Origin of the sequence: Variovorax sp. AB1(2024), from assembly GCF_037482385.2 — a bacterium.
Classification (GTDB): domain Bacteria; phylum Pseudomonadota; class Gammaproteobacteria; order Burkholderiales; family Burkholderiaceae_C; genus Variovorax.
Genome location: NZ_JBBHKP020000001.1, coordinates 5,692,460 through 5,712,554 on the forward strand (window position 1 = coordinate 5,692,460; position 20,095 = coordinate 5,712,554).

The 20,095-nt window shown below is 66.1% G+C and carries 23 protein-coding genes; 11 read left to right on the forward strand and 12 right to left on the reverse strand.

Translation table 11 applies throughout. The features are described from left to right. Nucleotides 1-110: 110 nt before the first annotated feature. The 6 genes from WIX39_RS26840 to WIX39_RS26865 form a co-directional block, all read right to left on the reverse strand. Nucleotides 111-908 carry a nucleotidyltransferase domain-containing protein gene (locus tag WIX39_RS26840; RefSeq protein WP_409196372.1) on the reverse strand — a complete coding sequence of 266 codons (798 nt, stop codon included), beginning with the start codon at nucleotides 906-908 and terminating at the stop codon, nucleotides 111-113. A gap of 89 nt (nucleotides 909-997) precedes the next feature. Beyond that, entirely contained in the window at nucleotides 998-1,951 is a 954-nt protein-coding gene (locus WIX39_RS26845; protein WP_409196296.1) for a ribonuclease Z, read from the reverse strand. 11 nt (nucleotides 1,952-1,962) lie between these two features. Then, a complete protein-coding gene (locus tag WIX39_RS26850) occupies nucleotides 1,963-2,613 on the reverse strand; it encodes a zinc-ribbon domain containing protein (RefSeq protein ID WP_409196297.1) in 651 nt (216 codons plus the stop codon). 96 nt (nucleotides 2,614-2,709) lie between these two features. Beyond that, nucleotides 2,710-3,927 (reverse strand): RtcB family protein, encoded by a 1,218-nt coding sequence (locus WIX39_RS26855; protein WP_106937678.1) that lies wholly within the window; start codon nucleotides 3,925-3,927, stop codon nucleotides 2,710-2,712. Between the two features lie 34 nt (nucleotides 3,928-3,961). Then, nucleotides 3,962-4,456 (reverse strand): hypothetical protein, encoded by a 495-nt coding sequence (locus WIX39_RS26860; protein ID WP_106936864.1) that lies wholly within the window; start codon nucleotides 4,454-4,456, stop codon nucleotides 3,962-3,964. Nucleotides 4,457-4,511: 55 nt separating this feature from the next. Then, the gene (locus tag WIX39_RS26865; RefSeq protein ID WP_106936863.1) at nucleotides 4,512-5,663 is read right to left on the reverse strand and encodes a slipin family protein; all 1,152 of its coding nucleotides are present in this window, start codon (nucleotides 5,661-5,663) and stop codon (nucleotides 4,512-4,514) included. Between the two features lie 689 nt (nucleotides 5,664-6,352). Here WIX39_RS26865 and rtcR point away from each other — a divergent pair. The 8 genes from rtcR to WIX39_RS26905 all read left to right on the forward strand — a co-directional run bounded on the left by rtcR (nucleotide 6,353) and on the right by WIX39_RS26905 (nucleotide 13,026). After that, the gene (gene rtcR, locus WIX39_RS26870; RefSeq protein WP_106936862.1) at nucleotides 6,353-7,972 is read left to right on the forward strand and encodes an RNA repair transcriptional activator RtcR; all 1,620 of its coding nucleotides are present in this window, start codon (nucleotides 6,353-6,355) and stop codon (nucleotides 7,970-7,972) included. 111 nt (nucleotides 7,973-8,083) lie between these two features. Beyond that, nucleotides 8,084-8,530 carry a 2'-5' RNA ligase family protein gene (locus WIX39_RS26875; protein ID WP_409196298.1) on the forward strand — a complete coding sequence of 149 codons (447 nt, stop codon included), beginning with the start codon at nucleotides 8,084-8,086 and terminating at the stop codon, nucleotides 8,528-8,530. Between the two features lie 10 nt (nucleotides 8,531-8,540). After that, nucleotides 8,541-8,897, forward strand: a complete 357-nt coding sequence (locus WIX39_RS26880) for a low molecular weight protein tyrosine phosphatase family protein (protein ID WP_106936861.1) — start codon at nucleotides 8,541-8,543, stop codon at nucleotides 8,895-8,897. Between the two features lie 23 nt (nucleotides 8,898-8,920). Continuing rightward, complete coding sequence (locus WIX39_RS26885; RefSeq protein WP_106936860.1) at nucleotides 8,921-10,198, forward strand: SMI1/KNR4 family protein; 1,278 nt, start codon at nucleotides 8,921-8,923, stop codon at nucleotides 10,196-10,198. A gap of 27 nt (nucleotides 10,199-10,225) precedes the next feature. Further along, entirely contained in the window at nucleotides 10,226-10,804 is a 579-nt protein-coding gene (locus WIX39_RS26890) for an exonuclease (protein ID WP_106936859.1), read from the forward strand. Then, nucleotides 10,801-11,667: an alpha/beta hydrolase gene (locus WIX39_RS26895; RefSeq protein WP_106936858.1), complete on the forward strand. Its 867-nt coding sequence runs from the start codon at nucleotides 10,801-10,803 to the stop codon at nucleotides 11,665-11,667. Before WIX39_RS26890 ends, WIX39_RS26895 begins: the two co-directional genes overlap by 4 nt. After that, the gene (locus WIX39_RS26900; RefSeq protein ID WP_106936857.1) at nucleotides 11,664-12,623 is read left to right on the forward strand and encodes an ornithine cyclodeaminase family protein; all 960 of its coding nucleotides are present in this window, start codon (nucleotides 11,664-11,666) and stop codon (nucleotides 12,621-12,623) included. The genes WIX39_RS26895 and WIX39_RS26900 overlap by 4 nt, the downstream gene beginning before the upstream one ends. Before the next feature lie 136 nt (nucleotides 12,624-12,759). Continuing rightward, nucleotides 12,760-13,026: a hypothetical protein gene (locus WIX39_RS26905; protein WP_081269970.1), complete on the forward strand. Its 267-nt coding sequence runs from the start codon at nucleotides 12,760-12,762 to the stop codon at nucleotides 13,024-13,026. On the opposite strand, the gene WIX39_RS26910 is transcribed toward WIX39_RS26905, so the two are convergent. Next, nucleotides 13,017-13,628 (reverse strand): TetR/AcrR family transcriptional regulator, encoded by a 612-nt coding sequence (locus tag WIX39_RS26910; protein ID WP_106936856.1) that lies wholly within the window; start codon nucleotides 13,626-13,628, stop codon nucleotides 13,017-13,019. The two genes, WIX39_RS26905 and WIX39_RS26910, sit on opposite strands and share 10 nt — an antisense overlap. Nucleotides 13,629-13,750: 122 nt before the next feature. Here WIX39_RS26910 and WIX39_RS26915 point away from each other — a divergent pair, with 122 nt between their 5' ends. Further along, nucleotides 13,751-14,260 (forward strand): DinB family protein, encoded by a 510-nt coding sequence (locus tag WIX39_RS26915; RefSeq protein WP_106936855.1) that lies wholly within the window; start codon nucleotides 13,751-13,753, stop codon nucleotides 14,258-14,260. Nucleotides 14,261-14,283: 23 nt separating this feature from the next. On the opposite strand, the gene WIX39_RS26920 is transcribed toward WIX39_RS26915, so the two are convergent. Beyond that, entirely contained in the window at nucleotides 14,284-14,700 is a 417-nt protein-coding gene (locus tag WIX39_RS26920) for a hypothetical protein (RefSeq protein ID WP_081269973.1), read from the reverse strand. A 301-nt stretch (nucleotides 14,701-15,001) separates the two neighbouring features. On the opposite strand from WIX39_RS26920, the gene WIX39_RS26925 reads away from it, so the two are divergent. Then, a complete protein-coding gene (locus tag WIX39_RS26925; RefSeq protein ID WP_159053691.1) occupies nucleotides 15,002-15,463 on the forward strand; it encodes a hypothetical protein in 462 nt (153 codons plus the stop codon). A 39-nt stretch (nucleotides 15,464-15,502) separates the two neighbouring features. Here the strand turns inward: WIX39_RS26925 and pcaF are convergent, their stop codons facing one another. Genes pcaF through WIX39_RS26940 form a run of 3 tightly spaced genes read right to left on the reverse strand, consistent with a single transcriptional unit; the run spans nucleotide 15,503 to nucleotide 18,083 of the window. After that, complete coding sequence (gene pcaF / locus WIX39_RS26930) at nucleotides 15,503-16,708, reverse strand: 3-oxoadipyl-CoA thiolase (protein ID WP_081269975.1); 1,206 nt, start codon at nucleotides 16,706-16,708, stop codon at nucleotides 15,503-15,505. A gap of 29 nt (nucleotides 16,709-16,737) precedes the next feature. Continuing rightward, nucleotides 16,738-17,385 (reverse strand): 3-oxoacid CoA-transferase subunit B, encoded by a 648-nt coding sequence (locus WIX39_RS26935; protein ID WP_081269976.1) that lies wholly within the window; start codon nucleotides 17,383-17,385, stop codon nucleotides 16,738-16,740. Then, a complete protein-coding gene (locus tag WIX39_RS26940) occupies nucleotides 17,382-18,083 on the reverse strand; it encodes a 3-oxoacid CoA-transferase subunit A (RefSeq protein WP_081269977.1) in 702 nt (233 codons plus the stop codon). The genes WIX39_RS26935 and WIX39_RS26940 overlap by 4 nt, the downstream gene beginning before the upstream one ends. Nucleotides 18,084-18,209: 126 nt before the next feature. Between WIX39_RS26940 and WIX39_RS26945 the strand changes: the two genes are divergently transcribed. Beyond that, a complete protein-coding gene (locus WIX39_RS26945) occupies nucleotides 18,210-19,001 on the forward strand; it encodes an IclR family transcriptional regulator domain-containing protein (protein WP_409196299.1) in 792 nt (263 codons plus the stop codon). A 30-nt stretch (nucleotides 19,002-19,031) separates the two neighbouring features. Here the strand turns inward: WIX39_RS26945 and WIX39_RS26950 are convergent, their stop codons facing one another. Beyond that, nucleotides 19,032-20,036 (reverse strand): Bug family tripartite tricarboxylate transporter substrate binding protein, encoded by a 1,005-nt coding sequence (locus tag WIX39_RS26950; protein WP_106936853.1) that lies wholly within the window; start codon nucleotides 20,034-20,036, stop codon nucleotides 19,032-19,034. Nucleotides 20,037-20,095: the final 59 nt, after the last annotated feature.

The window sequence follows — 20,095 nt, forward strand, 5'->3', positions numbered from 1 at the left end:
CCAGAGCGACTGCGTGACTACGCAGTGCTTGAAGAAAAAGTGAGCGGAAAGCGCAGACCCTAGATTTGGAAGATGAGAGAAGGAAGGATCCACATAGCCGCTCACGAACATCATACGACCTCCATTGTTGGGGGAGTACCAGCTGCTTCACTCTTATCGAAGCGCAGCACCGTCTCGCAAAGAAACGCATCGAGCCCCGAACCATCGGCCGACAGCAGCGGCGTCACCGGCTCGGCTGCATTGGCCGCCAGCTCGGCTTCGATGAACGCGTGGATACCCGGCCAGCGCGGGCTGGTCGCGGCTTCGCCGGCGCGCATCTTGACCTCGAGCAGCGCGTTGATCTCGGCGATCAGCGCCGCGTCGCGTACCGGGTCGAGCGTGTGCTGCGCCAGGTCGGCGAAGCGCATGGGCGGCACGCCGGCGCGCGAGCGGATCCAGCGCGCGGCCAGCAGCGGTCGCAGTACGTAGAGGTACTTCTTGTAGCGCACCTCGTCGGCCTGCAGATGCTCGCGGAAATTCTTCTTCGCCATCGAGCTGTAGTGATGCCAGCCGCGCGCGTTGGAGAACACGGCCTCCGACAGCGCGCGAAAGCGCGGCATCGCCACCGCGTCGTCGCGGTAGACGATGGGCGAGCGCAGCCACTCGAGCAGCGTCGGGTTCGACTCGCGCATCAGGCCCAGCGCCTTGCGCAGGTCCCAGCCGTTGATGTCGAGGTCGCCGCTGATCGGCACCTCGATCACGTCGCGACGCGGGGCCACCGTGAGGTACCACGGCAGGCGGTTGACGTAGATGAAGCGCACGTCGTAGTCGCTGTCGGGCGAGGCGAAGCCCCAGCCGCGGCTGCCGGATTCACAGGCGAACAGCACGGTCACGTCATGCGTTGCTTCGATGTCGCTCAGGGCCTCCATGATCTGCGTGCGCACAGCGGGCTCGATCGGGTGGGCGGAGCGCAGGAATTCTTCGGTACTCGTGTCTTTCTTCTTTGCTTCTTTTCTCGTCAAGCCCGGGTGACGGTCACATTGCCGGCACTGTCGAGCTCGTAGACATCCAGGTCGCTGGCCAGGAACGCATGGCCGCGGTAGTGCGCCTGCGTCTCTGCCATCAATGCAGCCATGCCCTCTTCGTTCTGGTGGCGCGCGCTGAAGTGCGTGAGGATCAGGTTGGGCACTTCGGCCGCCTGCGCGAACTCGGCCAGCAGGCGCGCGGAGCTGTGCATCGGCCCGGGGCCGACCTTGTCGAGTGCCTCCTGCGTGAAGGTGGCCTCGTGCACCAGCAGTTGCGCGCCCCTGCAGGCGTCGTGCAGCAATGAGGGTTGGGCGTTGTCACCGCCCATCACCGCGGCAACCATTTCGACCTGGCTCTCGGTGTAGTCGGCACCGCGCAGCACGCCGCCGTTGAAAGGCACGTCCTCGCCTTGCTGCAGCGCACGCCATGCGGGACCGGGTGGCAGGCCGATAGCGCGCAATGCGTCCGCTTTCAGCCGCACTCGCCGCGTCTCGACTTGCATGCGGTAAGCATGGCTGGGCACACGATGCAACAGCGCATGGCTTTCGATGCGCAGGCCCGGCACCTCGTACACCAGTGACGGTCCGCCGATATCCACATGCTCGACTTCGTAGGGCAGATGCAGATCGGTCAGCGCGCGCGTCGCCTCGAACCACTCCCACACCGGCAGCGGCGCAATCAGCTTCAGCGGCTTCGTGCGCTTGTTCATGCCCGCACTCGCGAGCAGGCCCGGCAGGCCGTAGCAGTGGTCGCCGTGCACATGCGTGATGCAGACGGCGGCCAGGTCGTTCAGGGACAGCGGTGTCTGCAGCACACGATGCTGCGTGCCCTCGCCGCAGTCGATCAGGAACCAGTCCGGGCCGAGCACCGTCTGCACGGCGAGGCCGGAGACGTTGCGGTGGCGCGTGGGGGTACCGGAGGAGGTACCCAGAAAAGTCAGTTTCATCATCTCGTTGATCACTCCCTGCGCATCAATGCGCTTCTTGCAGCGTCCGCGGCGACGCGCTCCCAACCGAAGTATCGGCGACCTCCCTCCGGACGAGACGCCATGAACGCGTGTAGCCGTGCGAGGTTCTCTTCACCGCCCCAGCGCCCCATTGCCTGGATCGCCACGACACGCAGGCTCCACCATTTGCTTTGCAATGCCGCCTCGATTTCGGCCCTGGCTTGAACGCTCGGCTTTGCCGCACCCAACGCACGCAGGCGACATGTCTTCTCGAGCAGAAGGTCGGCCCCGGGCGAAACGGCTCGCAAACGTTCGCGCCGTGCGCGCCGTGCGCGCCTGCATGCGAGGCATCGCACGGCACGGCTGTCGATGTGACCGTGAATCGTCTCGTACCACCATTTCTGCTGCTTGGCCGTCCATACCTCGTCGGCACCGCAATCGCGGCAGACGAATGGACGCGCGACATAGAAGTCAGGCAGCACGCCGTAGGTGTTGTTGTGTTGCTGCAGAACAGCTCGATCCGCCGGCTCGCAACCGAGTGCACAGGCGAAGTCGGCTTTCGGCAACCGGACATCCGGCAGGCGCGAGCGTGCTGCCAGAGCGGCAGCACGCTCGCGGCGGTGCGCCTTGATCTCGGCGCGGCGTTGCTTGTTGCTCTTCATTTTTCAGCCCTTCGCAATACAGCGCTGCGAAGGCGAGCCTATCGATAGCTCTCCCTCTACAGCGCCATCGTGAGGCCGTACTTGGACCTCACCCTCTCACCCCTTCACGCAAACAACCTGCTTGAGCGTGTAGACCACCTCCACCAGGTCCTGCTGCGCCTCCATCACCGCGTCGATGTCCTTGTAGGCCATCGGGATCTCGTCGATCACGTCGGCGTCTTTTCGGCATTCCACGCCTTCGGTCGCGGCGACTTGGTCGGCCACGGTGTAGAGCTTCTTCGCCTTGGTACGGCTCATCTTTCGACCGGCACCGTGGCTGCAGCTCATGAAGCTCTCGGGGTTGCCTTTTCCGCGCACGATGAAGCTCTTGGCGCCCATGCTGCCGGGGATGATCCCCAACTCGCCGGCCTTCGCGCTCACCGCGCCCTTGCGGGTGACGAGCACGTCTTCACCGAAGTGCGTTTCGCGGCTCACGTAGTTGTGGTGGCAGTTCACCGCTTCCACATGCGCCTCGAAAGGCTTGGTGATGACCTTGCGAACGGCCGCTACCACGCGCTGCATCATCACTTCGCGGTTCGCGCGCGCGAACTTCTGGGCCCAGCCCACGGCGCGCACATAGTCGCCGAAGTACTGGGCGCCTTCCTCGAAGTACGCCAGGTCCTGATCGGGCAGGTTGCGCTGGTGCAGCTCGGCGTCTTTCTTGGCGAGCTCGATGAAGTGCGTGCCGATGGCGTTACCCACGCCGCGCGAACCCGAATGCAGCATGAACCACACGGAGCCCGCCTCGTCCAGGCACACCTCGATGAAGTGGTTGCCCGTACCCAGCGTTCCCAGGTGCTTGTGGTTGTTGGTGTTCTTCAGGCGCGGGTAGTCTTCGCAGATCGCGTCGAACTCGTCCTTCAGCGCACCCCATGCCACGTCGGTTTCGTTCGGCGGCGTCTCCCACGAGCCCTTGTCGCGGCCCATGCGCTTGGGGTTCGAGCCGTGCGGCACGGCCTTCTCGATCGCCGAGCGCAGCGGCCCCAGGTTGTCGGGCAGGTCGTTGGCATGCAGCGTGGTCTTGCACGCCATCATTCCGCAGCCGATGTCCACGCCCACCGCGGTGGGAATGATGGCCTTGAAGGTCGGGATCACCGAACCCACGGTGGCGCCGATGCCGTAGTGCACGTCGGGCATGGCCGCAATGTGCTTGAACACGATGGGCAGGCGCGCTGCGTTCTCCAGCTGCTTCTGCGCCTCGGGCTCCACGGGCACGCCGCGGGTCCACATCTTCACGGGCACGCCGTTCTCGACTTCGTGCAGGTTGTAGTTCATTTTTTCTTCTTTCATCATCGTTTCACTCCTCTGTTCAGGTCATCGCGCGCTTGTACAGCGCGATCGACAGTCGTTCGTAGTCCTGCAGCGGGAAGTCGTGCTCCACCCACATCTCGCGGTAGCGCTTCGGCCCCACTTCATCGTGGATGCGCTGCAGGATCGCATGGATGTTCCGGACCAGCTCGGTACGCGAAATCTCTCCGCGCGCCACCACTTCATGGTCATGCACACCGACCATTCCCCAGCTGGCCCAGTCACGGTACTGGCGCAGCTCGTACTGCAACACGTCCCAAGCACCCGAGACCAGCAGGATCACCTCGCCCGGCTCGTCCATGAACACGGCCTCGGCGTGCTCGGCACCCTTTTGCAGGGTCAGGCCCATGCGCGCAAGGTCGCCGAGCGAATCGTGCAGGTAGGACACCGCGAAGCCCAGTCGCTCGGAAGCGGCGCGGAAGCTCACGTCGGCCCAGCCCGCGTCGTGCAGGTCATAGGCGATGAGGTCGTGTGCGCGAATTTCTTCTTCGGTCATTTTCTTCTCCCTTGGCGCCTCTTCGGCGCCAGTCAATCCTTCTCGAGTCCGGAGTTCAAGGAGCGTTCGGCCGAAGCGTCACCAACCCATTGAGCACTTGGTCCAGACCGCCGATCACGGAGATCTTGTCGATCCGCTCGGCCACCCGTTCCAGCGTTTCGAGTTCCTTCATCCGCAGCGCGACGGGGTTGCCCTCCATCACCTTGGCGGTGTTCAGCAGCGAGCGCGTGGCCGCGGTTTCCTCGCGGCGGCGGATCACGTTGGCCTGGGCCGACTTCTCGGCCTCCACCACCTGGGCGAGGATGGTCTTCATCTCGCCGGGCAGGATGATGTCCTTCACGCCCACGCTTTCCAGCGCAATGCCGGAGCCTTCCAGCCGCTCGCGCACTTGCGCCAGCACCGTCTGGTCGATGGCCGCCTTGTTCTCCAGCAGCGCATCGAGCGTCTGCTCGCCCACCGCGGCGCGAAGCCCGAACTGCAGCTCGCGATACACATGGTCGGCCGGCTTCGGCATCTGCGCCATCGCCTGCCGCACATCGGTGAAGCGCCACACCGCCGACATGTTCAGCCGCAGGCCCACCTTGTCGCGGGTCAGGATTTCCTGGCCGCTCACTTCGGCGATCTGCGAGCGCATGTCCACGCAGGTCACTGCCACCTGCCGGTTGAAGCGCCAGAAACCGTGGTTGCCCGGCGCCAGAAGCTCCTGCATCTGGCCCTGCAGCGTCAGCACGCCGACGTGGAACTCCGGAACCTGCACCAGCAGCACGCCGTCGAGGCCGGCCACCGCACGCGGGCGCAGCGCCACGCTCTGCAGCTTCGACACCAGTTCGGCCGGCAGGCGCACGTCTTCAGCCACGTCGATCACGTCGATGCGCTGTTCGCGCAGGCCGCGCCAGTACAGCTTGCGGGTGGCGGGCGGCAGGATCTGCACCAGCACGCCGTCCTCCAGGCGCAGGCCGGCCTGGGTTTCGCCGAGCGACACATGCACGAACTCGCGCTCGACCAGCTCAGGCTCCTGTGCCAGGAAGTAGTCGACCAGCTCGTGCTCGAAAGCCGGCTCGGTCAGGGCAAAGCGCTGCAGCTGGATCTTGTCGAAACCCGAAAACACCCGGTGCTTTCCGGCGCCCAGCAGTTGCTCGAAATCGCCGTTGCGAAGCAGCAGCGCGCGTTCGTTCTTCTTGATCGTGATTCGGTTGAAGCCCAACATCTTTTTCTCCCACTCGTTATTCGGTTCGTTTCTTCGTTCAGTCTTCAGTCATTCGGTCTAGGCCCTCGAAAGGGCAGGCGGCGGGCACTGCGGCAGCCAAGGCCTGACGTGCGGCGGTCGCCCGGCTCGGCAGGTGCCTCCCTCGTCGCTTTTGCAACGCCGTCACCTGCCTCGCCTTCGATGGCCACACGCAGTTCCTTGCCACGCACGCGGTGCGCAAGCCGCCTGCGCTTGGCACTTTGGCGCGCGGCGCAGGGCATGTTTGCCCTGCGCCATCGCTCCGGTGTGCCGGGGCGGAGGGGCTTTCGCCCCCATCAGGTGGCGGTGCAGGCACCGCCGGGTTTTTTGCGGGAATCGAACCCGCGGCTCCATGTGGTTAGCACGGCGCTCAACCATGAGCGGGACTGAATCAAGTTCAGTTGCCAGGCAGCCCAGCCACGGCATACGGCAAACCCAAGGACTTGCCTGGCTTGCTGCACCGGGCCGCTTCTACGCGGCACCTGCGAGTGGATGGACTGCATCCTGACGGGATATCCATTGCAGCCGGCGTGCCAGCCTTGGGCAGTTTTCACGATCGGGGATGCAAGTCATTGACGGGAAAGGAGAAATTCCGTTTCGACGTGTTTCGAGAACTAGATCCATACCTATAAAATCCCGCAAAATCTATAAATTTAGCTAGTTTCATATCCATGAAGCCAATCGTCGTCATCGGCTTTCTAGGCACCCAGCTCGATGCCGGCCAGGGCGCGGGCCGCTGGAACAAATGGCGCCCCACCGTTTCGCTCGCCCAGCACGAAGACATGGTCGTCTCGCGCATGGAACTGCTCTACACGCTCAGGCACAAGGCGCTGGCCGAGCTCGTCAAGGCAGACATCGCCACCGTGTCGCCCGAGACCACCGTCAACCTCGTGCCGATCGAGCTCGCGGACCCGTGGGATTTCGGCGAGGTCTATACGCGCCTGTACGACTGGGCGCGCGGCTACAGCTTCGACACCGAGCGCGAGCACTACTGGACGCACATCACCACCGGCACGCACGTCGCGCAGATCTGCATGTTCCTGCTGTCGGAGTCGCGCGTGGTGCCGGGGGTGCTCGCGCAGACCTCGCCGCCCCGCAAGCAGCGCCAGGGCGAGGCCGGCAAATGCACGCTGATCGACCTCGACCTCTCGCGCTACGACGTGATCGCGCGGCGCTTTGACGCCGAGCAGCGCGACGCGGTCGCGTTCCTGAAGAGCGGCATCGCCACGCGCAACGCGCGCTTCAATGCGCTGATCGACGAGATCGAGCGCGTGGCCGTGCGCTCGCGTGCGCCGATCCTGCTGGTCGGGCCGACCGGCGCGGGCAAGTCCTTCCTGGCGCGGCGCATGTTCGAGCTGAAACAAGCGCGGCACCAGATGACCGGGCCGTTCGTGGAAGTGAACTGCGCCACGCTGCGCGGCGACGGCGCGGCGTCCACGCTGTTCGGGCACAAGAAGGGCTCCTTCACCGGAGCGGCGAGCGACCGCGCGGGCCTGCTGCGTACGGCGCACCAGGGCGCGCTCTTCCTCGACGAGATCGGCGAGCTCGGCCTCGACGAGCAGGCGATGCTGCTGAAGGCGATCGAGGAGAAGCGCTTCTTCCCGGTGGGCGCCGACAAGGAAGTGGAGAGCGATTTCCAGCTCATCGCCGGCACCAACCGCGACCTGCGCAGCGACGTGGCCGAAGGACGGTTCCGCGAAGACCTGTTTGCGCGCATCAACCTCTGGACCTACGACCTTCCCGGCCTTGCGCAGCGGCCCGAGGACATCGAACCCAACGTCGACCACCTGCTGGCCATCCACGCCGCCGAGAACCATCGCGTGGTGCGCTTCAACGCCGAAGCGCGCACGGCCTACCTGCGTTTCGCGCAGAGCGGCGAGGCGGTCTGGAGCGGCAACTTCCGCGACCTGTCGGCCAGCGTGACTCGGCTGGCCACGCTGGCCGACGGCGGCCGCATTCCTGTCGCGCTGGTCGAAGCGGAAATTGCACGGCTGCGATGGCTGTGGAAGCATGCGGGCGCGATGCCCATGGCCCGCGGTGCCGACGGCGTGGATCTGGATGCGCTGCTGGGCGAAGAGCGAGTGCAGGCGCTCGACCTGTTCGACCGGCTGCAACTCGAAGCCGTGGTGCGCGTGTGCCGCCGGTCGCGTAGCCTTTCGGATGCGGGGCGGCAGCTGTTTCAGGCCTCGCGCGCGCAACGCAGCGTGGTGAACGATGCGGACCGGCTGCGCAAGTACCTGGTCAAGCTGGGGCTCGATTGGGGGCAGGTTTCCGCGGGGCCGAGGAGCTGATCGGAGTGCGCCATCGATGGGCTATCCTCCGCCCGATGGCCATCTCCGCATTCGTCGTGAAGGTTCCCGCCGCCGAGCCCATCGCCGGTGATCTGCGCCGCCGCTACGACCGTGGCGCTCGGCGTGCCGGCACACATCACGCTTCTTGTTCCCTTCATGGACCCCGCGCTGATCACGGCAGACGTGCTGGACAGTGCGCCGCACGTGCTCGCGCAGACGCCGTCGTTCGAGTTCTCGCTGGGCAAGGTCGGGCGGTTTCCCGAGACCGCGTATCTGGCGCCCGAGCCCGCCGCCCCTTTCATCGAGATGACGCTGGCGCTCGCGAAGGCCTTTCCCGATTTCCCGCCATATGGCGGCGAACACGAAGGCGTCGTTCCGCATCTTTCAGTGGCACACGGCAACGTGCGCGATGCGGAAGATGCTGCCGTCGAACTGGGCACCCGGCTTCTTGCATCTGGCGCTGTGCATGCGCATTGCACCGAGGTCGCGCTGATGGAGAACTCGTCAGGGCGTTGGCGGGACTTGCATGTCTTTGCGTTGCCCGAGGCGACCTCCTGAGTATTCATTCATGCCCGAAAAACCATCGACCTCACCCGTTCGCAACGTTCTCTTCATCTGCAGCCGAAATCAATGGCGCAGCCCGACCGCGGAGCAGATCTGGCGCCGGCATCCCCTTATCTGCGCACGCTCGGCCGGCACCAGCCCGAATGCGCGGCACACGGTGTCTGTGGACGACATCGAATGGGCCGACGTGATCCTGGTGATGGAAGAAAAGCACAAGTCGCGGCTTGTGGCGGAGTTCACGCGAATGCTGGGAGGCAAGCCGATCCATGTGCTCGACATTCCGGACGAGTACAAATACATGGACCCGGAACTCGTCGAAGAGCTCCACCGCTCGGTGTCGTCGATCCTCGGCATCGCGTAACAAGCAAAAGGACTTAACCCGTCGTGACCGACATCCTGTCCCGTCTTCAGACACTCAAGCGGCTCGATCTGGACTGCAGTTGCTTTGCGGCGAAGTCGCACTGGTACGACCTGAATCCGCCACTTTCCGAAGAAGAGGTCGCACAGGTGGAAGCCAAGCACGGGTGCAGATTCCCCGATGAGTACCGCAGGTTCATCACGGAGATCGGAAACGGTGGTGCGGGCCCGGCATATGGCGTGTTTCCGCTCGGCATGCACGACAGGAGCCACGACCTTTGCCGTTGGGACGAGGGCTACGCACTCATCGGAGACCTGTCCAGGCCGTTCCCGCTGCGCGACGCATGGAACCTTCCTGAGGACTTCTGGCGCCAGCAGCCCGATCCGCCGGAAGACATGCCCGTCGAAGAACAAGACCGGATGCACGAAGCTTGGGAAAGGAAGCTTGAAAGCGACTACTACGCCACCAGCATCACCGACGGCGCCATACCCATCTGCCATGAAGGCTGCGCCCTGCGCAACTGGCTGGTCGTGACAGGGCCTCTGGCAGGTACGGTCTGGCGCGACCTGCGAGCGGACAACGAGGGCATCAAACCCTTCCTGAAAGAAGATGGAACCCGCATGGGTTTCAATGACTGGTACCTGCACTGGGTGGAGCAGAACATCCGGCAGGTCGTCGAGTCACAAGCGCAGAGTCGCCTCTCCCAGGCCTTTTCGCCCCGGCTGTCGAAGCTCTCGAACCCGAAGGCTGCGGCATTCGCGACCTTCTGCGCTCAGGCCCTCTATCCCAATGTCGAGGCCTACGCCTCGGCCATCGGCTTCGACAAGAAATTCCCGTTGCAGGACCGTTTGGACAAGGTGCTGTGGGCGCAACTGCTGCAACAGGATTTCAATCTGCCGCTGACCTGCGACGAAATGGTGGACAGCCTGCTCGGCGTACAGCATGACCTGGGGCGGCACTTGGCGTCCACAAGGAAAGCCGGCCCAGACGACGCGCCCATGAAGGCCGCAGTTTTCTCGTACATCGCCGCATGTACTTTCTGGTTCGGCAACGGCGACCCGCAACAGCAGTTGGCCGTAACGCAAGGTGCGGTCAAAGGCGAAGCCATGTGCGAAGCGGCAGAGTCCGAGATACGGTGGGCGCTCGAACAGCTCGAAGGCGAGCCGTCGGTGTGGGCAAGCGCAGACCTCATCGAAAAGCTGCGCACTCGCGCCAGGGCCCGCAAGGCTTTTGTTGCATCCCCGGCCACCGCACCGGCGAAGCAGCCGTGGTGGAAGCGTTTGATCCCCGCCGACTCGCAATGAGCGAGCCCCAACGACCTGCCTACACCCATGCCAGAAATCTACATAAGCACAGACGTCGAATCCGACGGCCCCATCCCGGGCCCGCATTCGATGCTCAGCTTCGGCTCGGCCGCCTACACGGCCGACAAGCAACTGCTTTCCACCTTCAGCGCCAACCTGCACACGCTGCCCGGCGCCGAAGCCGACCCGAAGACCGCCGCCTGGTGGAAGACCCAACCTGAGGCATGGGCCGCCTGCCGCACCGACCTGCAGGACCCCGCCCACGCCATGAAGAACTACGTGAGCTGGCTCAAGGGCCTGCCCGCGCGGCCCGTGTTCGTCGCGTACCCCGCGGGCTTCGACTTCCTGTTCGTCTACTGGTATTTGATGCGCTTCGCGGGCGAGAGCCCTTTCAGCCACTCGGCGCTCGACGTGAAGTCGTTCGCGATGGCGATGCTCCAGCTCGACTACCGCGACAGCACCAAGCGCGCGATGCCGCGCCGCTGGTTCGACCCCGGGATGCCGCACACGCATGTGGCGCTCGACGACGCGATCGAGCAAGGCGCCCTCTTCTGCAACATGCTCGCGGAGAACCGCGCGGCCGCCAAGGGCGCAGAAAAGCCATGACCATCGGCACCGGCCCGATCCGCCGATGGTGCGGAAAACTCGCGCTGTGCGCGCTGCCTCTGCTGCTGGCAGGTTGCGTGCAGTCGATGTTCTATTACCCCGACAACGTGCGCTACGAGACGCCAGACGTGCTGGGCATGCGCTACGAGCCCGTGCAGTTCACCAGCGCCGACGGCACGCGGCTGAGCGGCTGGTTCCTGCCCGCGGCCGACCGCAAGAACCCGAAGGAGGCCAAGGGCACGGTGGTGCATTTCCACGGCAATGCGCAGAACATGAGCACGCATTGGCGCTTCGTGGCCTGGCTGCCCAAGCAGGACTACAACGTGCTCGTCTTCGACTACCGGGGCTACGGCCAGTCCGAGGGCAAACCGGAGCCCAAGGGCGTGTTCGAAGATTCCAACGCCGCGCTGAACTACGTGCGCTCGCGCCAGGACGTCGACCCGGAGCGGCTGTTCGTCTTCGGGCAGAGCCTGGGCGGCACCAATGCGATCGCGGTGGTGGGCTCGGGCAACCGCGCGGGCGTGAAGGCGGCGGCCATCGAGTCGACCTTCTATTCGTATTCCTCGATTGCCAACGACAAGTTCAAGGGCGCCGGCCTGCTGGTGAGCGACGACTATGCGGCGTCGAAGTACGTGGCGGCTGTGTCGCCGATTCCGCTGCTGTTCATTCACGGCACGGCCGACCAGGTGATTCCCGTGGAGCATTCGAAGCGGCTGCTGGCCGACGCGCGCGAGCCCAAGCGGCTGATCGAGGTGCAAGGCGCCGGACATCTCGAGCCGATGACGACGCTGCGCTTCGGCAACGCCTACCGCAAGGCGCTGACGGCCTTCTTCGAATCGTCCATGCAGCCGCTGCAGCAATGAAGCATTTCGACGAAACCGCCACCCGCGCGCCGCTGGCTTTCGAGCGGCTGGTGCCCGCGCTGCGCTCGGCGTTCGCGGCCGAGGCGCAGGTGCCGCCGCGCCATGTGCACACCATCGAGACCGCCGGCGCGGACCGCGCCGCCTGCAAGGGCACGGTGCTCATCATGCCGGCGTGGAGCGACACGGGCTTCCTGGGCATAAAGACGATCAACATCTTCCCAGGCAACGGTGCGCACGGCCTGCCCGGCCTGCACGCGACCTACGTGCTGTACGACGCGCGCACCGGTGTGCCGCTGGCGATGATGGACGGCAACGAGATCACCGCGCGCCGCACGGCCGCCGCGTCCGCGCTGGGTGCGTCGTTCCTCGCGCGAAAGGACGCACGCCGGCTGCTGGTGCTGGGCACCGGCCGCATCGCGCGAATGCTGCCTGCCGCCCATGCAAGCGTGCGGCCCATCGACGAGGTATGGGTCTGGAACCACCGGCCCGAAGGCGCCGAGGCGCTGGCGGCGCAATGGCGCGCCGAAGGCTGGAATGCGCGAGCCGCCACCGACCTCGAGGCCGCCGTGCGCGGGCACGCCGACATCGTGAGCTGCGCCACGCTGGCCACCGCACCGCTGGTTCGCGGCGACTGGCTTGCGCCGGGGTCGCACCTGGACCTGATCGGCAGCTTCACGCCCGCGATGCGCGAGACCGACGAGCACTGCTTCGCCGGTGCGCGCACCTTCGTCGACACCCCGGAAGCGCTGCAGAAATCCGGCGACCTGCTCGACGCGATGGCGGCGGGCACGCTGCGTGCGCAAGACATCCAGGGCACACTGGCCGAGCTGTGCCGTGGGGAGCGGGCGGGCCGGTCGAGCGACGAGGAGCGCACGGTCTTCAAGGCCGTGGGCAGCGCGCTCGAAGACCTGACCGCCGCCACGCTGGTGTGGCATGCCGCGGCATCGCCGGCCTAACGCTTACGGCTTAGTTGGAGCCGAGAAATCGCTCCCAGAGGGCTTTTTCCTACATCCGCATACGTCAAGCAGCTAATGGCGGCCCTGCAGGCGTGCCGGTATCTTCTTCGCACCAACCACGGAGGAGGCCCCGCGCATGCTCAGCACAAACCACAAAGCAAACATCCTGCGCAAGGCGGGGTACGACGTGCCGGCTTGTCCGATGGAGCCCGTCGCGCCAGGGGCGTACGCGGCAAGCCTTCCCGCCGACACGGTGCACCAGACGCCCCAAGCCTGGGGCAAGGCCATCGAAACGATGTATGTGTCTTATGCCGCTGCCCGCGCAGCCAAGAGCCTGCGCGATGCGGAAGAAGCGCGGATGCTGGCGATGCTGCAACTGCGCTCGGCCAAGGCCTACGCCTGAGACTCCGCGCCCCGGTCGCGCAGGTACGCAAGGATGCGCCGGACCAATTCGGTCCTGAATGACGCCGCGCCGAGTTCATGGCGGCCCGCCGCCGAGTGGACGACGCCCTCTACCGCCGACGAGAGCATCCGCGCGGCCATGGCTTGCCCTTCGCCGTCTTCGCCAGCACGGCCGTCGGCGGCGGCCACCAGCGCCCGATAGCGCCGCTGGTACTCAGCCTCGAACGCCACGTAGCTCGAACGGGCGCCAAGCGGCACCTCGTCGACCAGCACGTGATGCAGCGCCTGGTCGATGGAATGGGTGGCGATGACGCCATCGACGAACCGGGCAACCCGCTGATCGAGCGAAAGGGTTCCGTCCTGCTCATCCGCGGCGGACAACACCCGGAGCACCTCGTCGAGGTGGCGCTGGCGGATCGCCTCGGCGATGGCCAGCTTGTTCGGAAAGTACTGGTACAGCGAACCCACGCTGACGCCCGCGACCGCCGCGATCTCATTCGTCGTGAATCGCGCCCACCCCCTGCGGCCCAGAACGCGAGCGGCGGCTTCGATGATGACGTCGACCGTGGCGCGCGAACGCTGTTGCCGCGGTGCTTTGCGCATGCTCCTGTGCTGCGAAGGAATGCGAGTACCCAAGTTCGAGGCTCCACTCAAGAATAAGACCGCCCGCACCCGCCGTCGGCCGATGGCTGCGAAGTGTGCCGTTTTTATCCAAGGGAACCGCGATGACCACGCAGACGCTTTTGAATTCCTTGTTCCGCTACAAGTCATGGGCGGACGAAGGGCTGCTGGAGGGCCTGGCCGCACTGGCCGAAAAGGCGCCGCAGGCCGAATACGAAGCCGCAGTCCGCGTCTTCAACCACGCATGCATCGTCGATCGCATCTTCGTGGCGAACCTGCAGCGCCTGGACCACGGCTGCGCCGCCACAGGGTCGGACACCGCGCCGCCGCTGCGGGAACTGGCAGAGGCAGTGAGGGAAACGGACCGCTGGTATGTCGCCTACACGGCGCGCCTGAGTGCGCAGGAGCTTGCCGAGAGCATCGACTTCGACTTCACCGACGGCGCCGCCGGGCGCATGTCGCGCGAAGAGATGCTGGGCCACGTCGTGACCCATGCCGGCTACCACCGGGGCGAGCTCGGCCGGATCATGTGGCGGCTCATGGGCTCGTCGCCTCCCGACACGTTCACCGGCTTCCTGCATCGGGCCGAGCCCGCGCGCCGCATGCGCGCTTGAAAAGCCCGGCGCGCTTGCCTTGCTTACTTGCTTTGCGCGGCCTTCAGCACCGGGTTCTCCATGGTGGAGATCACCTTGCTGTTGACGCGCGAGCCGCCGGTCACGTTCTGGTCGGGCGCTGCCGCGGTGGCCATGGCTTCCTGGTAGACCTGGGCCGGGTCGCGGCTCGAGGTGAAGGGATCGGGACCGCGCGAACCGCGGGTCACGTTCTGGTTGGGCGCATGGGCCGTGTCGACGGCCTGCTTGTAGACAGCTTCAGGATCGGCCACGGACTTGAACGGATCGGCGCCGCGCGAACCGCGCGTGACGTTCTGGTCCTTGGCGTGGGCCGCGGCAACTGCCTCTGCCTCGACGGCTTCGCGGGTGCGTTGCTGGGCGTTGGCGGAGGCGACGGCCAGCACGGTGAGTGCGGCGGCGATGGCGAGGTGAGTGGTCTTCATGGTTCCGTCTTTTCTGTGGGTTGTCTGTCTGTCTGGATGGGGTCTTGCCGCTTCGATGCGGGAAAACCCTGAGCAAGACTATTGACGGCACAAGGCATGTCCATGACGGCCCCGAGGCCCGGAGTAGCTCTTTGGCGAGCGCTGCAACCTGCGCGAACTTCTGTTAGCTGCGCCGGTGTACTTCGAATTCCTGCTTGCGCGCGGACTGCGGGTTCTGACACAGTGAGCAGATTCCGAGCGCATCGCATCCATTCATCCATCCATCCATCCATCCATCTTTCGACGAAGGAAAACCGCAACCATGGGATTGTTCGACCTGCTGAAGAAAAAGAAGCCGGCCATGCCCGAGACGATCGAGGAAGGCATGGCCTCGCAGGCCGAGGACTTCGTCGACGCGTTCTCGCGGCCCGGCGCGCCCATCGACGGCTCGCGGCTGGACTACACGGCGTCCTCGCTGTCGCTGGTCGACCGCGTGCTTGACGACTTCTTCAGGCAGCAGGCGCCCTTGCCGGACGACCTTCACTTTCTCGCGTCGGCTTACGTCTTCGAGGTCGCGCGCCGCGAGTTCGGCGGGCGCTACCTGCGGGGCGACGAGGACAACCCCTTCGTTCTGGTCATCGGCAAGGACGACGCCCAGGTCGGCGTCTGCGCGATGAGCAAGGTGCGCGGGCGCGCCGTCAACGGCCCCGAGGACGACCTGGGCTTCTTCTACGCCGGCATCGCCCCCGCCGTGGCGCGCGGCGTGAGTGCGACGCTCATCTGAGGCCAAGGCGGCCCAGCGAGCGCCGCAATGGATGCGGCGTCAGACGCGCTCGAGAATCACCGCGATGCCCTGGCCCACGCCGATGCACATCGTGCACAGCGCATAGCGGCCGCCGCCCTTGTGCAGCTGGTTCACCGCCGTGGTGGCCAGGCGGGCGCCGCTGGCGCCCAGCGGGTGGCCCAGCGCGATGGCGCCGCCGTTGATGTTGACGCGGGCGTCGTCGTCCTTCAGGCCCAGCAGGCGCAGCACGGCGAGGCCTTGGGCTGCGAAGGCTTCGTTCAGTTCGATGACGTCGATCTGGTCGAGCGTGAGGCCCGTGAGCGCCAGCACCTTCTGCGTGGCGGGCGCGGGGCCGATGCCCATCACGCGCGGCGCGACGCCGGCAGTGGCCATGCCGACCACCCGGGCGCGCGGCGTGAGGCCGTGCTTGGCGGCGCTGGCTTCGTCGGCCAGCAGCAGCGCGCAGGCGCCGTCGTTCACGCCGCTGGCATTGCCGGCGGTCACGGTGCCGTCAGGACGCACCACGCCCTTGAGCTTGGCGAGCGACTCGAGGCTGGTCTCGCGCGGATGCTCGTCCTTGCTGACGATGATGGCGTCGCCCTTCTTCTGCGGCACGGTCACGGGCACGATTTCAGCGTCGAAGAAGCCCGACTTCTGCGAAGCCACTGCGCGCAACTGCGAGTTCAGCGCCATCAGGTCTTGCGCCTCGCGCTCGATCTTGTAGTCGGTGGCCACGTTTTCTGCCGTCTCGGGCATCGAGTCGACGCCGTACTGCGCCTTCATGAGCTTGTTGACGAAGCGCCAGCCGATGGTGGTGTCGTACACCGCGTTGTTGCGGCTGAAGGCGCTTTCGGCCTTGGGCATGACGAAGGGAGCGCGGCTCATGCTTTCCACGCCGCCGGCGATCATCAGGCCGGCTTCACCGGCGCGGATGGCGCGTGCGGCCGTGCCCACGGCATCGAGGCCCGAACCGCACAGGCGGTTGATGGTCGCGCCGCCGAGTTCGAGCGGCAGGCCCGCCAGCAGCGCCGACATGCGCGCGACGTTGCGGTTGTCTTCGCCGGCCTGGTTGGCGCATCCGTAGAGCACGTCGCTCACCGCCTGCCAGTCGACGTTCTTGTTGCGTTCCATCAGTGCGCGCAGGGGCACGGCGCCCAGGTCGTCGGCGCGCACGCTGCTGAGCGAGCCGCCGTAGCGGCCGAAGGGGGTGCGAACGGCGTCGCAGATGAAGGCTTGGTTGGTCATGGTGTGTCTCTGTAATGGCTTGAAAGGGATCAGGCGGCGATCGGAAGGCCGACGAGCTTCTCGAGTTCTTCGCGGCTCAGGCCGTCGACCAGGTCGATGAGCTTCAGGCCTTGCGGCGTGCACTCGAGCGTGGCGAGATCGGAATACACGCGCTTGACGCAGGCGATGCCGGTCAGCGGATAGGTGCATTCCTTCACCAGCTTGCTCGCGCCCTGCTTGGTCAGCAGGTCCATCATGACCCACGTCTGCTTGGCGCCAATGGCCAGGTCCATGGCGCCGCCGACGGCGGGAATGGCGTCTTTCTCGCCGGTGTGCCAGTTGGCGAGGTCGCCGGTGGCCGACACCTGGAACGCGCCGAGCACGCAGATGTCGAGGTGGCCGCCGCGCATCATCGCGAAGCTGTCGGCATGGTGGAAGAAGGCGCCGCCCGGCAGCAGCGTGACGGGCTGCTTGCCGGCGTTGATCAGGTCGTAGTCTTCTTCGCCGGCCTCGGGCGCGGGGCCCATGCCGAGGATGCCGTTCTCGCTCTGCAGGATGACCTCGCGGCCCTTGGGCAGGTGGTTGGCCACCAGCGTGGGCTGGCCGATGCCGAGGTTGACGACGGCGCCGTCGAAGATGTCCTGCGCCACGCGGGCGGCGAGCTGGTCCTTGGTGCGACGTGTGTAAGTCATGGTCATGCTGCCTTCTTGAAACCGCCGGCCTGGGTCGCCACGCGTTCGATGCGCACCACCTGGTGCACGAAGATGCCCGGGGTCACGATGGTCTCGGGGTCTAGGGTGCCGAGCTCGGCGATGTCGTGCACGGTGGCGATGGTCTTCTTCGCGGCCATGGCCATGACCGGGCCGAAGTTGCGCGCCGCCTTGCGATAGACCAGGTTGCCCCAGCGGTCGCCGCGCTCGGCCTTGATGAGCGCCACGTCGCCGTGGATGGGGTACTCGAGCACGTACTGCTTGCCGTCGATCTCGCGGGTCTCGCGGTTGCCGGCCAGTTGCGTGCCGTAGCCCGTGGGGCAGAAGAAGGCGCCGATGCCCGCGCCCGCGGCGCGGATGCGCTCGGCGAGGTTGCCCTGGGGCACGAGCTCGAGTTCGATCTTGCCGCTGCGGTAGAGCCCGTCGAACACCTGGCTGTCGGCCTGGCGAGGGAAGCTGCAGATGATCTTGCGCACGCGGCCCGTCTTGAGCAGCGCCGCGAGGCCGGTCTCGCCGTTGCCCGCGTTGTTGTTGACGACCGTGAGGTCCTTGGCGCCCTGCTCGACGAGGCCGTCGATGAGTTCGCCGGGGATGCCGGCGGTGCCGAAGCCGCCGATGAGAACCGTGGCGCCGTCCTGGATGCCCGACAGGGCATCGGCGACCGAGCGCGCGATCTTGTTGATCATGAAGCTTGTCTCCGGGTGAGAGGAAAGAAGAAACCGAACCGCGATCCGCCCGATTCTGCGAACCGACAATTTGTTCGTCTAAAGAACATTTGTTCGTATAATGAATTCTAGAGAGGATCGCTCAGCATGGCAACCCACGCGACACAACCCACCGCACCCGCACCCGCGCCCGGCGACAGCTACGTGCAGTCTTTCGCACGCGGCCTGCAGGTCATCCGTTCGTTCAGCGCGAACGCGCCGCACCAGACGCTGAGCGAGGTGGCCGCCGGCAGCGGCCTCACGCGCGCGGGCGCGCGGCGCATCCTGCTCACGCTGCAGACGCTGGGCTACGTGGTGACCGACGGCAAGCTGTTCACGCTCACGCCGCGCATCCTCGACCTGGGCTTCGCGTACCTCTCGTCGATGCCGATCTGGAACCGCGCGGAGCCGGTGATGGAAGCACTGGTGCAGCAGGTGCAGGAGTCGTGCTCGGCCGCCGTGCTGGACGCGACCGACATCGTCTACGTGCTGCGCGTGCCGACGAAGAAGATCATGCACATCAACCTGGGCGTGGGCTCCCGACTGCCGGCCTACTGCACGTCGCTGGGCCGGCTGTTGCTGGCGGACCTCGATGACGACGAAGTGCGCACGCGCCTCGAAGCCTCCGACATCCAGACGCTGACCAAGCACACGCTGACCGACATCGATGCGCTCATGGCCAAGGTGGCGCAGGCGCGCAAGCAGCAGTGGTGCCTGGTGAACCAGGAGCTTGAGGAAGGCCTGATTTCGGTGGCCGCGCCCATCGTCGACCGGCAGGGGCGCATGGTGGCCGCGCTCAACATCAGCGGGCAGGCGAACCGCACCAGCGCGAAGGTGATGCAGGAGACCATGCTGCCTGCGCTGGTGGATGCGGCGAAGCGGGTGTCGCAGCTGCTCTGAGCGCACACCCGCGGCCGCCGTTGCGCACGCTCAGGCGTCCGAGCGGATGCCCTTCATCAGGATCACGCCGCCCAGGCGCGTGGTGTCGGCGCGCATGCGCTTGGCCAGCGTGTCGGGAGAGCCGGGCTGCGCCTGCCAGCCGGTCTTGAGCAGCGCCTGGCTCACCTCGGGCGAACTGATCACTTCGACCAGCGCGGCATTGAGCCTTGCCACGGCGGCGGGCTTCATGCCGGCGGGCGCGGCGAGCGCGGTCCAGATCTCGAGGTCGGCGCCGCGCACGTCGGCGTCGCGGATGGTGGGCAGCTCGCTCGCCAGCGGGCTGCGCTCGGGCGAGGTCACGCCGATGGCCTTGATCTTTCCCGACTTGATGTGCGGCATGGCAAGGCCGGGCGGCAGCAGCGCCAGCTGGATCTCGTTGGCCAGCAGCCCCGCGATGACCTGCGGGTTGCCGGTGTAGGGCTTGTGCTGCGCGGTGATGGCGGCGCGGCTCTTGATGAGTTCCATGCCCAGGTGGCCCACGGTGCCCACGCCCGGCGTGCCGTACTTGCCGCTGCCGCCGAGATTGCGCACCCACAGCAGTTGCTCGGCCGCCGTCTTGCCCGTGGCGCTGCCCGACACGGCCAGCACCAGCGGCGCGGTGCCGATCAGGCCGACCGGGGCGAAGTCTTTCTCGGGGTCGAAGGGCAGCGACGGGTTGAGCAGCTTGGCGATGGTGAGGTTGCCGTTGATCAGCGCGCCGATGGTGTGGTCGTCGGTGGCCTTGGCCACCTGGTCGGCGACGGTGTTGCCGCTTGCGCCCGGCTTGTTCTCGACCGTCACCGGCTGGCGCAGGATCTTCGACAGTGGCTCCGCGATGGCGCGGGCCGCGAGGTCGGGCGACGCGCCTGCGGGAAAGCCCACCAGGATGTGCAGCGGCTTGGTCGGCCAGGCATCGCCGCCCGTGTTGCGTTGCTGTGCCCAGGAAGCCTTCGCGAGCAGCGAGGCGGCGACGGCTGCCGCGCCGCCTTCGAGCAAGCGGCGTTTGGTGATCGTCAAGATGACTCCATGAAGAATGAAAAGACCGGGGAATGACGAACGTGACTGACGTTTCGTTT